Genomic DNA, 13,921 nt, shown 5'->3' with positions numbered 1-13,921 from the left:
TGGCGGTTAGCAGAATTTTGGACCACGGCGCGCAGGGACAATATCCCAACCCCACCATGATGGCACGTCTTGTTTGTTGCGCGACACGTAGGTTGCTCGGTACCGATACCGCTTCCACGCAGCGACATTGTTTGATGCGAGCGGCTGCGCTACCAAAAATCGTCTGCACGCCGCATTGGACGACAGAAGTTGCGATGAGTCGTCAGTCACTCGCTTTCAGGCCTGAAGCCTAATCCCGGTACCGGGCTTGTGCTCACGTCACGACGCCAAGCAGACGTTTTTCCGTGAGCACAATTGTCTTTAGTCCTTGTTGTCGGGCACTTCGTAGTTGCGCGCCATCGTTCCCGCCGCGACTTGAAGCGAAGAGCCAACCACCCAGCAGCCGGCGACAAAGGCCACCAGGCCATTGGGGAGGGTTTGATCAAGGACAAGGATGCTGACGGACAGAGCTGCGGCAATCGCTGCGCCGAACGTTCCGGCCGCACTCATGATCTCAACCATCTCGGAGCCATCGTATTCTTCGGAGGTACTCGAAATCGACCTCCGAGCGGTCGTGCGAGACAAATCAATTCCGACATAATAGCTGAGAGCTCCATAGAACATCGTCAGCAGCACAATCCAGCCGCTTTCAAAAAATCCGCCCTTCTGACGCAACAAGGCCGCACCCACATAGAGGCCGCAGGAGGCCCCGACGGCTGCAAGCCCAATTCTTTCAAGAAGATGGGCCGACTTGATCAGACTGGAACGGGCGATCCGAAGATGGCCGGCGTACCTTGTCAGGGAAAATGCGCTGGGTGCTGCGTTGCTTGTCTTCATTGGGTACTCCTTACTAAGTAGCAGCCTACCGGCCGACCCCGAATAGGAGCTGCGTGGACGCGTTTCGCGATGTCCTCGATTCCAATTTCTGAAAGATCTGTGCTGAGTGATGGGATTGGCTTGCTCGTGACCAGGACGAGAGGCCAATCCAAAGCTGCGAGCACGCGGCTTCGCAGGCATTGCATCTCACCCGTGTCTGTCAATTGGCTCCGGGTGCGGCAATTTCTTGCGGGAGTGATAGCTCGAAAAGAGAGCGATGGAATATGAGGCGGTTCACATGCCGCAGTTCCCTCTCGCTCCATCCAGTCACGATTTCAGGAGGACAAATCCTCATCGTCGCGCCAACCTCCCCCCGCAACCCCCGAGAGGAGAAAGCCCCCACCCGGCGCTTCGCGCCGACCTCCCCCGCAAGCGGGAGAGGCAAGAGGAGCCCCGGGGCCACCTCAGTAACCGCGGCGGCGATCGACACGCCCGGGCAACTCCTCGCCGCGGCGGTGACGGTCGATGACATCGAGCACGAAATCGACGGCCGTGTCCGGCGTCGTCATGCTGGCATTGTGCGGCGTCAGCAAGATGCGGGGATGGCGCCAGAACGGATGTCCCTCAGGCAGCGGCTCGGGCTCGGTGACATCGAGCACCGCGCCTGATAGCGCACCGCTGTCGAGCGCCGCGAGGAAGTCGGCTTCAACGAGATGCGGGCCGCGTCCGACATTGACGAGGGACGCACCGTGCGGCAGGCGCGCGAACAAATCCGCGTTGAGGATGCCGCGCGTCTCGTCGGTCAGCGGCAGCAGGCAGACGAGGATGTCGCTCTGTGCGAGGAAATCTGGCAGCGCATCCGCACCTGCATAGCAGGTCACGCCCTCGATCTCCCGCTCCGAACGATTCCACCCCGACAGAGGAAAGCCGAACACCTTGAGGCGTTCAAGCACGGCCTGGCCGAGCTGGCCAAGGCCCATCACGCCGACACGCCGGCGTTTCGCCGGCGTGATCCGGATCTCGCGCCAGACCTGCTGCTTCTGCTGATTGATGAAATGCAGGAGGTCGCGATGCAGACCGAGCACGGCCATGGTGACGTACTCCACCATGGTCTCGGCGATGCCGGGCTCCAGCATGCGGACCAGTGGAATGTGCGCCGGGACTTTGGTGGCGTCGAACTGATCCACTCCCGCGCCGACCGAGAAGACCAGCTCGAGATTGGGGAACGTCGTCGCGATGTCGTCGGGCGGCACCCACGCCACGAGATATCGGATATCAGCGGGGTCGCCGATGTCAGGCCAGAGCCGGAACGGGATGTCGGGCGCGCGCTCCGCGAAGAAGCGCGCCCATTCGGCACCGCGAACCATGTTGGCCTTGTAGAGAACCGTCATGCGAGCCCTCAGAACGGGCTGACCGGCGCGAGCCGGCGGCCGTCGATCATGCGCTTGTGGCTGTAGGCCGCGGGATCGACCAGCGGCGTGGTGCCGGTCACGATGTCGGCGGCGAGCTTGCCGGCGGCGGGGCCGATGCCAAAGCCGTGGCCGGAGAATCCGGTGGCGAGGAAGAAGCCCGGCAGCGCGTCGACCGGCGAGATCACGGGGATCGTGTCGGGCGTGCAGTCGATGGTGCCGCCCCAGGCTTCCGCGATCTCGATGTCCTTCAATTCCGGGTTGGCCTTGATCAGCGAGGCCAGCGCCGCATTGACCAGTGACATGTCAGGCTCGGGATCGCGCACGCGCTCGGTCTCGAATGGCGACGGCTTGTCAAAGCTCCAGCTGGTGCCGCGCACGATCTGGTCGAAGAAGGACTTGCCCAACCATAGCTTGAGTCCGTTCTTGCGGTGCAGATAGGTCGGCCAGAAGGTGCGCGCGTAACGGAACAGATCGGGCGACAGCTCCACCGTGCCGCGGTTACGCAGCGCCAGCGTAAAGCCGCCGTCAAGGCGGCGGCGGACGCAGTAGAGATCGGTGCCCAGCGCGCCCGAGGTGATCTCCGGTCCCGGCGTGGTCCGGCAGGCCGTCGCATTGACGAGACCGATCGGCAGCTCGATGCCGTGACGGCGGCAGAACAGCGACGACCATGCGCCGCCCGACAGCAGCACGGACTGGGTGCGGATGGTGCCCTTCTCGGTGACGACGGCGCTGACGCGACCGCCTGAAGTCTCCAGCCCGCGCGCGGCGCAGCCCTGATGGATGGTGACGCCATGTTTTCGCGCGGCGGTGGCGAGCGCAGGCACGGCCATCGATGGTTCGGCGCGGCCGTCGCTCGGCGTATGCAGCCCACCGACCCAGGTGTCGGTATTGCCCGGCATGCGCTCGGCGACCTCGGCCGGCGTCAGCACGGTCGAGTGGACCTGCATCTCGCGCGCAACGGCCGCCCAGCGCTCCCAGCTCGCAAGCTCGTCCTTGCTCTTGGTCAGGAACAGCACGCCAGTGCGGCGGAAACCAGCATCGACGGCGGCGTCGTTCTGCATGTCCTCCCACAGCCGCAGCGCCTCGCGGGCGAGCGGGATCTCCTCACGCGCGCGGCCCTGCTGGCGGCACCAGCCCCAATTGCGGCTCGACTGCTCGCCGCCGACATGGCCCTTCTCGACCAGAGCGACCGAAAGGCCCTTCTTCGCCAGATGATAGGCCGCGGAGACGCCGATGACGCCGCCGCCGATGACGACGACATCGACCTGCTGCGGCAGGCGTTCGTCGCTGTTGATACGGTTGAGCGGCGGGGACATGGGGCACTCCTGGAGTTCAGTTCGATCGATCACGCCTCAGTACAGCTGTCAATCGCATTGCTTGTATGCGCGCCTCCTTGCCATGCGATTCGCCCGCAGGTTGAGGCCGAAGAAAGGCTGGCGGCCGACACCACCGCAAATTGCCCCTCGACGCCGCCGCGCGGAGTCTGTAGCTCACATCAAAGCGGCACCCGGGACCGGGCGGCCGATGCGGTAGTCTTCTTTGGTGGGAGACCATGAAACTCCGGGGGCTTCTGACACTCGCGATGGCCGCACAGGTCGTGGTGACCGCGGGGGCCCTCCTCGCCTCCTATGCCGTGGCCGGACCCGGCTTCGGCATGGCCCAGATCGCAGCCCTCATCGCAAGCGCCGCCGTTGCCGCGCTGCTCGTGCACCTCTGCACCCGCGCGATCGAGAGATCGGAGGAGAAGCGCGCCGCCGGACGATCGGCGGAAGACGCGCGGGCACGCAGCGACAGCGCCCAGATGATGCAAGCCGTCATCAAGACCGCGCTCGATGCCTTCATTCAAATCGACGACAGCGGCGCCGTGCTGGAGTGGAGCTTTCAGGCCGAGGCCCTGACCGGATGGACGCGCCAGGAGGCGCTCGGGGCCGACGTCGTCGATCTCATCGTCGCCGAGCCGCTGCGCGCTGCCTTCAGGCAGCGCATGGCGCGGCTCGTTCCGGAATTGTCGGATGCGCCGGCCGGCTTGCGCTTCGAGCTCGCCCTGATCCACCGGAACGGTGACCGCATCCTGGCCGAGGCGTCCAGCACGGTGCTGCGGTTGGGCGGGCGCACCCTCATCAACACCTTCGTCCGGGATATCACCCAGAAGCGTGCGGCCGAGGAGCAACTGGTCCAGTCCCAGAAGATGGAGGCGGTCGGGCAGCTCACCGGCGGCATCGCGCATGAATTCAACAACATGCTCACGGTGATCACAGGCACGATCGAGATCCTGGCCGACGCCGTCAGGGACAACCCGCCGCTTGCGACCATCACCAAGCTGATCAGCGAGGCCGCCGACCGCGGCGCCGCGCTGACCTCGAGCCTGTTGTCCTTTGCCCGCAAGCAGGCGCTGCAGCCAGCCGAGATCGACGTCAACGAGCTGCTGGAAGAGCTGGCAAAGCTGCTGCTGGCGACCTTCGACAAGAAGATCGAGATCGTCACCAAGCTCGACCGCAACGTCTGGCTTGCCTACGCCGACCGCGGCCAGTTGAGCTCGGCCCTGCTCAACCTCGCGATCAACGCGCGCGACGCCATGCTGGACGGCGGCAGACTGACGCTGACGACGCGCAACGTCGTGTTCGGCGTGCGTGAGGCCGTCGCGGTCGGCGCCGGCTATGCCGGCGACTATGTCGAGATCGAGATCGCCGACACCGGCACCGGCATTCCCCAGGCCATCTTGGAGCGAATCTTCGATCCGTTCTTCTCCACCAAGGAGGTCGGCAAGGGCACCGGACTCGGGCTCAGCATGGTGTTCGGCTTCGTCAAGCAGTCCGGCGGCGGCATCAAGGTCGCCTCCGAAGAAGGACGCGGCACGATCTTCACGCTCTATTTGCCGAAGGCGGAGGTGAGCGCGCTGCGCCCGACCGGCTATGACGACCGCAAGATCGTCGGGGGCAAGGAAACCGTCCTCTGCGTCGAAGACGACCGCGACGTCCGCCAATACGTCACGGTCCAGCTCGAAGGCCTCGGCTACAAGGTCATCCCGGCCGCCAATGCGACCGAGGCGCTCGCGATTGCGGCCGAAGGCAAGCCGTTCGACCTGCTCTTCACGGACATCGTGATGGCCGGCGGCATGAACGGACGCGAGCTCGCCGAGCAGATGGTGGCGGCGCGCCCTTCCCTGCGGGTTCTGTTCACGTCGGGCTACGCCTACGATTCGCTACATGCGCAAGGACGCGCGACGATGGGCGCCCCGCTGCTGAGAAAGCCCTATCGCAAGGCCGAACTCGCCCGCATGCTGCGCCGTTGCCTCGACACCGCCGTCGATTCCGCCGGCGACGCGATCCCGACGCCCTATTCGGTGCAGGCCGATGTCGAGGCGTTCCTGCGCAGGCAGGCGGGGGAAGACAACGGCTCGACGCGGCCGCGGAAATAGCTCTCTCGCACTAGCTCATCCTTCGCCGCAGCGTCGCCGACGGCGTCTCGCCGAATTTTTCGCGATAGGCGCCGGCCATACGGCTGAGATGGGTGAAGCCGAGGTCGAAGGCGATGTCGGTGATGGAGGCATCGGGCGCGGCCTGCGCGAGCCGGGCGTGCAGACCTGCGAGGCGCATGTCGAGCAGCATCTGCGAGATCGACAGGCCGAAGTGACGGCGGAAGCCGAGCTGGAGCGCGCGGATGCCGATGCCGGAGGCGCAGGCGAGCTGCGCGAGATCGAGCGGCTCGCCGGCATTGTCGGCCAGATGGTCGCGCGCCGCGCGAAGCGCGCGCGGCAGCCGCTCGGCCTGTCCTGAGAACGTTTGAATCGCATCCGACAGGCCATGGCTCTGGCCGTTGAGCAGATGATCGAGCAGCAGCTCGCGCCAATCGGCCATCGCGACCGCCGACAGCCTGCCGGAGGGACCGAGACGCTCGGCAAGCTTCATCAGCTCGGCAAGGCTGCCTCGCAAAGCCCGCCCGGACGGCGCCTCCAAATCAATCACGGGATCGAACTCGACTGTACCTGATGCCTTGCCCGACAGCGCCGCGGCGCGCTGCTCGACCATGCGGCGGTCAAACAGCAGGATCGCCTGCGCGCAGTCGCGCCACATCATCCGGGTCGGGATCGTCGGCGACAGCAGCGACGCCGTCCGGTCCGGCACGGCGTCGAGCTCGGTGGTGCCGGCGCGAATGTAGGCCGTGCCCGTGAGCGGGACCTGCACCAGGAAGAAGCGCTCGAGGCAGCCGGGATCGATGCCGACCGATCCGCCATAGGCGACGTAATTGATGGAAAAGCCGTCGAAATCAGCGCAATTGTGCCGGGCGGAGAAGCCGGCGGCGCGCGCCTGTGCCGGCTTGAGATCGTGCGGGCAGAAGATGCGCCCGATCTGGTCGGCCGCTTCGTCGACATCGTCGGTGGTGACGCGGGCGAAGTCCGCGAGCCGGTCGGTCGCGGGCGCCCTTGCGCTCATTTCCAGCACGGCTGCGGACATGGTCGACCACGCTTCGCGTCGGGGAATTGCTTTAAGCCTATAATAGTTCCTCGGACGCGAAAAGGGCGGCGTCGACAAAAATCGTCATGCTGCACGGCAACAGGCGCTCGCGGATTCGTTTAGCGGATAGACAGGCGGCCCATTGTTGACTGAAGCTCCATCCTCGCCGGAATCCATTGGGAGCGCGCCATGACTGCACTCGAAAAAGGCATTACCGCTAACGGCACTGGCTACGGCGGCAAGACCTGGAACATCCTGGGCCAGGTTTATTTCCCCAAGGCCGTCACCGACTCCACCTTTGCATTCGAAACCAACAGCGATCCCGGCCAGTTCGTCCCGGTGCACATCCATCCGACCCAGGACGAGTTCATCCTGGTGCAGGAGGGCACGCTCGACCTCAAGCTCGATGGCAAATGGGTCAAGGCCCATGCCGGCGACCTCGTGCGCATGCCGCGCGGCATCCCGCACGGCTATTTCAACAAGTCCGACAAGCCGTGCCGCGCGCTGTTCTGGGTCTCGCCGATGCAGAAGCTGGAAGCGCTGTTCAACCAGCTGCACAATCTGACCGACCCTGCCGAAGTCGTGCGCATCTCGGCGCTGCATGAAGTCGACTTCCTGCCGCCCGAGGCCAACGACTAGGCCCGGGCCCCTCGTCCACTTTCATCTGCTTGCAGGTCCGCCGGCCGCGCCTTGCGGCTGAACGAGGCCGCTTGCGCGCGGAAAACACATCGATTGCGAGCAAACCCATGGTCCCTCCCAAGCATGTCTGCGTAATCGGCGCCGGTGTCTCCGGCCTTGCTGCCGCCAAGGCGTTCTCCAGCCGCGGCCACCGCGTCACCATCGTCGAGCGCAGCGCCGATCTCGGCGGCGTCTGGGAGCCGGCGCGCTCCTACCCGGACGTGCAGACGCAGAGCCCGAAGGAGCTCTATCGTTACACCGATCGCGCCATGCCGGACGCGTATCCGGAATGGCCGACCGGGCCGCAGGTGCATGCTTATCTTGCCGACTACGCCAAGAGTTTTGGTCTCGACCGCATGCTGCGCCTTGGCACCGAGGTCGCCGGCATGGCGCGCCGCGCCGACGACAGACCGGGCTGGACGCTCACGCTGAAGACCAAGGACGGCGCGAGCACGAGCGAGGATTTCGATTTCGTCGCGGTCTGCACCGGCCAATTCAACGAGCCGCGCGAGCTGCATTGCCCGGGCGAGGACGGCTTTGTCGCACAGGGCAGCCAGATCGTGCATTCGTCGAAATACGGCGATCCCATGCTGGCGAAAGGCCGCCGAATCGTCGTGCTCGGCGGCTCGAAATCGGCGACCGACATCGCGGTGAACGCGGTGAAATCGGGCGCGCGCGAGGTCACCATCGTGATGCGCGAGCCGGTTTGGCGCATTCCCTATTTCATCGGCGGGCTCGTGAACTTCAAGCGCATCCTCTACATCCGCGCGCAGGAGGAGATGTTTCCCGGCTGGGGTATCAGCGCGATGACGCGGCTCGCGCACCGCATCGCCGCGCCGCTGGTGTGGGCGAACTGGCGCGGGCTGGAGAGCCTGCTCAAGGCGCAGCTCAAGCTCGGCCGCTGCAAGATGGTGCCGAAGGAGCGGATCGAGGACGGCGTCAACTGCTCGGTTCCGATCGCAACGCCCGGGTTCTATCCGATGGTCGCCGACGGCCGCATCAAGGCGGTGTTCGGCACCTTCGACCATTATGACGGCGACAGCATCGTGATGAACGGCGGCGAGCGCGTGAGCGCCGACGTCGCCGTGCTCGCGATCGGCTACAAGCTCGGCGTGCCGTTCCTGCCCGCGGCTTACAAGCAGAAGCTGGTTGATGCCGACGGGCAATACCGGCTCTACCGCCTGATCGCCAACCCTGACCTGCCCGAGCTCGGCTTCGTCGGCTTCAACTCGTCGTTCTGCACCGTGCTCTGCGCCGACCTCGCCGCCAACTGGCTGGTACGCTATGCCGACGGCCAGCTCGCCAACCAGCCGACGGCGCAGCAGATGCACGACAACATCGAGATGATGCTGCACTTCAAGCGTGTCGAGCGGCCGGCCGCGGGCGTCTATGGCGGCCTGTGCGTCGCGCCCTATCACTACCGCCATTTCGACGAGCTGATGGCCGACATCGGCACCAAGAACCAGAAGACCGGCGGGCTCAAGGGGCGCTTCCAGCCGCCGGATGCGGATGCCTATGCGAAATTCCTGGCGACGGCGCCGGACTACCGGGCGGCATAAGAATTCCGGCTGAGCGGGATTTGCATCTCGCCAGCCCTTGCCTCCAATGCTTACGATCTCCCTGGCCATCGAATCGACAGGAACCGGCCATGGGATCCAGACGTCTTGCCGCCCTTGCGGCTGTTGCCTTCTTCGTCGCGGCGCCCGCCGTCGGACAACAGCGCGCGCTGACGCCCCGGCAATCCGAGGCGATCGCCACCTATGACAAGGCGCTCGCCGAGTTCAAATCGATCCTCGCCGAGCGGCGGCGCCAGATCGAGGCGAAGCAGCCGCTGCCGAACCTGCCGGGACAGGCGCTCTACCTCGCCCGCGTCGCCGTGATCAGTTCTTACAAGGATCTCACCGACGTCATGCCGTCGCGGATCGGCCGGCCCAACAAGTTCGAGATTCCTCCGGCCTATTTCGATGCCGAGATCGAGCCGTTGATCGACGAATATTCAAAGCTCTTCGACGTCATGGAGGCGCCGCCCGCCGGCGCGCAAAATTCGCCGACGCCGTTCAAGGACGTCGTCGATCTCGGGACAGTGATCGCGCGCGCCAAGGGGCTTGCGCCCGCCCACGCCGACGCTGCGGGGCGTATCAGCCTCGGGCTGTTCTTTGCCGAGACCAACGGCAAGCAGAACGTCCGCAACGGACGCTCGAATACCTACATGGGCAGCTTCCAGACGGGCCCGTCCGAGGACCGCAACGGCCGCAGGAAGTGGGAGACCATCAAGGGCGAAATCGCGGCGATCAATCCCGGCTTGAGCGCGCGCGACGACAAGGAAGAGGCGCGGGCCCACGGCACCGATCACCGCTTCAATCACTGGACCAACGTGCGCGATGGGCTGATGAACGCACGTGCGGATGTGTTCCGTGAGATCCCTGGAATCGTGAAGACGCTGCCCGACCCGATCGACCAGATGAAGCTGTTCGAGCTGATCCAGATCGTTCCCACCCCGACGAGATCGGCGCTGAAGTCGGGCGACCTCCTGAACTACAGGGTGTCGAACCCGACCATCATGAAGCATCTGCGCAACAACAGCATCTTCGCTTTCGGACAGGCCGACCGGGCGCGCAGCTCGGCCAGCTTCCGTGAGATCCTCGCCGCCATGTGGCTGTTCAACCGCAAGTTCGAGAAGGCGATGGCGAAATACGCGGAGATCAAGCCGCGCTGACGATCGGTTGCAAATGCTACCGGACGTCTTAGGCTCCCGGCGCCAGATCGGCAGAAGGGCGATCGCATGCGCATTTTAATCCTCGGCGGCAGCCAGTTTCTCGGGCGAGCGATTGCGGCCCATGCCTGTGCTGCCGGCCACGACGTGACCTGCGCGGCCCGCGGTCTTGCGGGGCCGATTGCGGCGGGCGCCCGCTTTGTGCGGATCGATCGCGACGTTGCTGATGGTCTTGCGCCATTGACCGGCGAGACATTCGACGCTGCCGTCGATGTCTCGCGACATCCCGGCCAGGTCCGCCGCGCGGTCGCGGCGCTGAAGCGACCAAATGTGCATTGGACCTTCGTCTCGACCATCAGCGTGTATGCGGACAATCGCATACCGGGACAACGCGCCGACACGGCGCCATTGCGCGAGCCTGCGGCCGAGGATCTGGAGCACAGCACCGATGCCATTTACGGCGCGGCCAAGGTCGCCTGCGAACAGGCGGTCGGCGGCGATGCCTTCATCTGCCGTGCCGGCCTGATCGCAGGGCCGGAGGACCCGACCGGGCGCTTCGCCTATTGGCCGGCGCGGCTCGCGCGCGGCGGCGAGGTGCTGGCGCCGGGATCGCCTGACGACGCCGTCCAGTTCATCGATGTCCGCGACCTCGCGCAATGGATCGTGCATGCGGCGGAAGTTCGCCTCACCGGCATCTATGACGGGATTGGGCCAGTGCGTTCGCGCGGCGAGTTCCTGGCCGAATGCGCATCGGCGCTGAACGCATCCTGCACATTCACCTGGGTCGATCCGGCGTTTCTCGAGGCACACGACGTTCGGCGTTGGGCCGGTCCGCGGTCATTGCCGATATGGTTGCCTTTGCCCGACTTCGCCGGCTTCCTGACACGCGACACCTCGCCGGCACGCGAGGCCGGACTGACCTCGCGACCACCGGGAGACACCGCGCGCGACACGCTGCATTGGCTTCACGTCAGCGGCGGCCCGGTCGTCGGGCTTACTGGCGATGAAGAGAAGGACGTGCTCGCCGCGTGGCACGCGGAAAGAGTGACCTAAGTCTCCGGCCTGTAGCTGTCTGTCAGCGTTTTCGGGAAGGCGAAGAAATCCACCTCAAAGTCGCTTGGTGAAATGGTAGCGGCGAATGCCGCCGCCCAGTGTCTTGTTGCTGGAGGCATCGGCGATCTCTTCGCGCACGTTCTCGTATCCCGCATTACGATACAGCGCCAGCGCATCCTCCTGGAGCTCAGACGTACTCAGCTGCAATTGCAGACGATCGCGGTTGCGGCACTCCTGCTCGGCAAACGCCAGCATCTTTCGCGCAATGCCGCGGCGCCGAGCCGCGGGAGCGACGTACATGCGCCGTAACTCCATCGCATGCTCGCCAAGGGCCTCTAGTCCAAACATGCCAACGATTTCGTCGCCATCGACAGCGACCCAAAAACCGCCGTTCCGGCTCGAATAATAATCGGAGAGCCGATCTATCTCCTCTGCGAGCGAACGGGCGATATATCTTTCAAACGCCTCCTCCAAGCTCGCCGGCGCCAACAGGCGATTTACCCGGATGAACAGCTCCCGCACAGGAACTGCATCGAGCGGTGAGAAGGCGCGAATCTGAATCTCTCTTGTCATGGAGCCGCAGCCGTCACTCCGTCCGGATCTGCGAATCCTTCAGGCCGTTGTCGTCATAGGCCTTGCGCAGCGTGCCGTTGGTCGTGGCCTCGGTCATGAACTTGGTGACGAAGGCCAACGCCTGCTGATGGCCGAGCGGCACGGCGACGGCGGTCACCGTCTTCTTGAAGGTCTCGTCCAGCACCTTCGTCCCCGGAATCTTCTGCGCCATCTTGTTGAGCCGGTCGCGCGACAGTGCGAAGGCGTCGATCTCGCCGCTCCTGAGCAGGCCGAAGATCTCGTCATAGGTCTGATAGCCCGTGACCGTCGCATGCTTCAGATGCGCGATCGCGCCGCGCATGGTGGTGGTGGCATTGACGGCCGCGACCTTGATTCCGGGTTGGTCGAGTGTCGCAAAATTGGTGACGTTCGAGCCGGGCTTGACGATGTAGGTGGCGTCGGCGACCTCGTAGATCGGGCCGAACATCATCTTGGTTTCGCGCTCGGGATCTCTGGGCAGCCAGGTCACGTCCCATGTCCCCTTGCCGGCCGCATCGGTGATCTGTCCGGAATTCTGGTGCACGACATATTCGACGGGCACGCCGAGCTGGGCGGCCATCGCCTTGCCGAGGTCGACGGGAACGCCGGCATAGCCGGCTTCGGTCTTGGTCGACCAGAAAGCGCCGCCTGCGGGGCTGATAGCGATCGCGACCCGCAGCTTGCCGGTCGGTGCGATCTCGTCCTTCAGACCATCTGCTAGCGCCGGCATGGCGACCATCGCTGCGAGAACGAGGCCGGCAAGGCCCGACTGGAGGGACGTGGGCATGTCATGTTCTCCTCGCCTTTTCTTCTTGGCTTCTTCCCGGCTGGCTCGCGCAGCGTCACACCGTCTTTGACACAATTCTGGTCGATCGTGCGCTCGGTGAAAAGCGGTTTGTCATGACAAATCCGTCAAAGGCCACACCGCCCTGTGCAGCGCAAGGCCGGCGACTGCCATGGCTATGGTGTTCCACGGCCGGACATTTGTTGATAGCCTGCCGCACCGACAGACGATACTCGGGGGCTACCGAATGACCTCATCCAATCCCGCATCTGCTGCACGGCGCAACGAAGCGTGGAGACAGGCCGGGCGGACACTGGCCGCTGCGGCGGCCGTGGTCGCACTGGCGGGCTGCGAGGACAAGAACACGTTCGTGGCACCGCCGCCGCCCAAGGTGGACGTGGCAACGCCGGTGCAGCGTCCGGTGACGCGCTACATCGAAGCCACCGGCAACACCGCGCCGATCAAGAGCGTCGATCTCGTGGCGCGGGTGCAGGGTTTCCTGCAATCGATCGACTATCAGGACGGCACCTTCGTCAAGCAGGGCACCCAGCTGTTCACGATCGAGCCCGAGACCTACAAGCTCAAGGTCGAGCAGGCGAAGGCGGCCGAGGTCGGTGCGCAAGCCACGGTCAAGCAGGCCGAAGCCGATTTCAAGCGGCAGGTCGAGCTCGTGCAGCGCCAGGCGGTTTCGCAGTCCACCCTGGACACCTCGACATCGACCCGCGACAACGCCCAGGCCAATCTCCAGCAGGCCCAGGTCAATACGAAGCTCGCGGAGGTCAATTACGGCTACACCAACGTGACCGCGCCGTTCGACGGTATCGTCAGCGCGCACCTGGTTTCGGTCGGCGAGCTCGTCGGCGTCTCCTCCCCGACCCAGCTCGCGACCATCGTCGCCATGGACCCGATCTGGGTGAACTTCACGGTCAACGAGCAGGACGTCCTTCGCATTCGCGCCGAAGCGGCCCGCCGTGGGCTGACCGTCGCCGACCTCAAACAGTTGACGGTCCAGGTGGGCCTGCAGACCGAGGCCGGCTATCCGCATGAAGGCCACCTCGACTACGTCTCGCCGACCCTCAATACGTCGACAGGCACGCTCGCGGTACGCGGCGTCATACCCAACGACAAGCGGGCGCTGCTGCCCGGTTATTTCGTGCGCGTCCGCGTGCCCTTCGACCAGGAGAAGAGCGCCCTGCTCGTCCCCGACACGGCGCTGGGCAGCGATCAGGGCGGTCGCTATCTGCTGGTGGTCAACGGCGACAACGTCGTCGAGCAGCGCAAGGTGCAGATCGGCCCGGTCGACAACGGGCTGCGCGTCATCGAAAGCGGCTTGAAGCCGGACGACCGCGTCGTCATCGCGGGGCTGCTGCGGGTGATCCCGGGCCAGAAGATCGATCCGCAAACAACGAAGATCGAGCAACCGCAGGCGTCTGCCAAGTAG

The 13,921-nt window shown here is 65.0% G+C and carries 12 protein-coding genes; 6 read left to right on the top strand and 6 right to left on the bottom strand.

What is annotated here, in order from left to right; all coding sequences use genetic code 11:
• Window positions 1-300 precede the first annotated feature (300 nt).
• The 3 genes from RAD04_RS23175 to RAD04_RS23165 form a co-directional block, all read right to left on the bottom strand.
• On the bottom strand, window positions 301-816 hold the full coding sequence (locus RAD04_RS23175) for a hypothetical protein (protein WP_461625619.1): 516 nt from the start codon (window positions 814-816) through the stop codon (window positions 301-303).
• Between the two features lie 443 nt (window positions 817-1,259).
• Complete coding sequence (locus tag RAD04_RS23170) at window positions 1,260-2,186, bottom strand: 2-hydroxyacid dehydrogenase (RefSeq protein WP_461625618.1); 927 nt, start codon at window positions 2,184-2,186, stop codon at window positions 1,260-1,262.
• Between the two features lie 8 nt (window positions 2,187-2,194).
• Window positions 2,195-3,523, bottom strand: coding sequence for an NAD(P)/FAD-dependent oxidoreductase (locus tag RAD04_RS23165; RefSeq protein ID WP_461625617.1), 1,329 nt, complete (start codon window positions 3,521-3,523; stop codon window positions 2,195-2,197).
• A 236-nt stretch (window positions 3,524-3,759) separates the two neighbouring features.
• On the opposite strand from RAD04_RS23165, the gene RAD04_RS23160 reads away from it, so the two are divergent.
• On the top strand, window positions 3,760-5,625 hold the full coding sequence (locus RAD04_RS23160; protein ID WP_461625616.1) for an ATP-binding protein: 1,866 nt from the start codon (window positions 3,760-3,762) through the stop codon (window positions 5,623-5,625).
• A gap of 10 nt (window positions 5,626-5,635) precedes the next feature.
• Here RAD04_RS23160 and RAD04_RS23155 read toward each other — a convergent pair whose 3' ends face one another.
• On the bottom strand, window positions 5,636-6,661 hold the full coding sequence (locus RAD04_RS23155) for an AraC family transcriptional regulator (RefSeq protein ID WP_461625615.1): 1,026 nt from the start codon (window positions 6,659-6,661) through the stop codon (window positions 5,636-5,638).
• 189 nt (window positions 6,662-6,850) lie between these two features.
• Here RAD04_RS23155 and RAD04_RS23150 point away from each other — a divergent pair, with 189 nt between their 5' ends.
• From RAD04_RS23150 to RAD04_RS23135, 4 genes are all read left to right on the top strand, one after another.
• Window positions 6,851-7,300: a cupin domain-containing protein gene (locus RAD04_RS23150; protein WP_063689614.1), complete on the top strand. Its 450-nt coding sequence runs from the start codon at window positions 6,851-6,853 to the stop codon at window positions 7,298-7,300.
• Window positions 7,301-7,407: 107 nt separating this feature from the next.
• Window positions 7,408-8,898 carry a flavin-containing monooxygenase gene (locus tag RAD04_RS23145; protein WP_461625614.1) on the top strand — a complete coding sequence of 497 codons (1,491 nt, stop codon included), beginning with the start codon at window positions 7,408-7,410 and terminating at the stop codon, window positions 8,896-8,898.
• Window positions 8,899-8,987: 89 nt separating this feature from the next.
• Window positions 8,988-10,055, top strand: a complete 1,068-nt coding sequence (locus RAD04_RS23140) for a hypothetical protein (protein ID WP_461625613.1) — start codon at window positions 8,988-8,990, stop codon at window positions 10,053-10,055.
• Between the two features lie 66 nt (window positions 10,056-10,121).
• Window positions 10,122-11,105 (top strand): NAD-dependent epimerase/dehydratase family protein, encoded by a 984-nt coding sequence (locus tag RAD04_RS23135; protein ID WP_461625612.1) that lies wholly within the window; start codon window positions 10,122-10,124, stop codon window positions 11,103-11,105.
• A 54-nt stretch (window positions 11,106-11,159) separates the two neighbouring features.
• Here RAD04_RS23135 and RAD04_RS23130 read toward each other — a convergent pair whose 3' ends face one another.
• Window positions 11,160-11,678: a GNAT family N-acetyltransferase gene (locus RAD04_RS23130; RefSeq protein WP_461625611.1), complete on the bottom strand. Its 519-nt coding sequence runs from the start codon at window positions 11,676-11,678 to the stop codon at window positions 11,160-11,162.
• 13 nt (window positions 11,679-11,691) lie between these two features.
• Window positions 11,692-12,483 carry an ABC transporter substrate-binding protein gene (locus tag RAD04_RS23125; protein WP_461625610.1) on the bottom strand — a complete coding sequence of 264 codons (792 nt, stop codon included), beginning with the start codon at window positions 12,481-12,483 and terminating at the stop codon, window positions 11,692-11,694.
• 244 nt (window positions 12,484-12,727) lie between these two features.
• Between RAD04_RS23125 and RAD04_RS23120 the strand changes: the two genes are divergently transcribed.
• Window positions 12,728-13,921, top strand: coding sequence for an efflux RND transporter periplasmic adaptor subunit (locus tag RAD04_RS23120; RefSeq protein ID WP_461625609.1), 1,194 nt, complete (start codon window positions 12,728-12,730; stop codon window positions 13,919-13,921).

The organism is Bradyrhizobium sp. 25ACV, assembly GCF_054863005.1.
This window is presented reverse-complemented; position numbering and strand designations above follow the sequence as displayed.

What these genes read in the sequence shown, in the direction of transcription:
- RAD04_RS23175 (WP_461625619.1), bottom strand. Translation starts at nt 816, where the DNA reads ATGAAGACAAGCAACGCAGCACCCAGCGCATTTTCCCTGACAAGGTAC.
- RAD04_RS23170 (WP_461625618.1), bottom strand. Translation starts at nt 2,186, where the DNA reads ATGACGGTTCTCTACAAGGCCAACATGGTTCGCGGTGCCGAATGGGCG.
- RAD04_RS23165 (WP_461625617.1), bottom strand. Translation starts at nt 3,523, where the DNA reads ATGTCCCCGCCGCTCAACCGTATCAACAGCGACGAACGCCTGCCGCAG.
- RAD04_RS23160 (WP_461625616.1), top strand. Translation starts at nt 3,760, where the DNA reads ATGAAACTCCGGGGGCTTCTGACACTCGCGATGGCCGCACAGGTCGTG.
- RAD04_RS23155 (WP_461625615.1), bottom strand. Translation starts at nt 6,661, where the DNA reads ATGTCCGCAGCCGTGCTGGAAATGAGCGCAAGGGCGCCCGCGACCGAC.
- RAD04_RS23150 (WP_063689614.1), top strand. Translation starts at nt 6,851, where the DNA reads ATGACTGCACTCGAAAAAGGCATTACCGCTAACGGCACTGGCTACGGC.
- RAD04_RS23145 (WP_461625614.1), top strand. Translation starts at nt 7,408, where the DNA reads ATGGTCCCTCCCAAGCATGTCTGCGTAATCGGCGCCGGTGTCTCCGGC.
- RAD04_RS23140 (WP_461625613.1), top strand. Translation starts at nt 8,988, where the DNA reads ATGGGATCCAGACGTCTTGCCGCCCTTGCGGCTGTTGCCTTCTTCGTC.
- RAD04_RS23135 (WP_461625612.1), top strand. Translation starts at nt 10,122, where the DNA reads ATGCGCATTTTAATCCTCGGCGGCAGCCAGTTTCTCGGGCGAGCGATT.
- RAD04_RS23130 (WP_461625611.1), bottom strand. Translation starts at nt 11,678, where the DNA reads ATGACAAGAGAGATTCAGATTCGCGCCTTCTCACCGCTCGATGCAGTT.
- RAD04_RS23125 (WP_461625610.1), bottom strand. Translation starts at nt 12,483, where the DNA reads ATGCCCACGTCCCTCCAGTCGGGCCTTGCCGGCCTCGTTCTCGCAGCG.
- RAD04_RS23120 (WP_461625609.1), top strand. Translation starts at nt 12,728, where the DNA reads ATGACCTCATCCAATCCCGCATCTGCTGCACGGCGCAACGAAGCGTGG.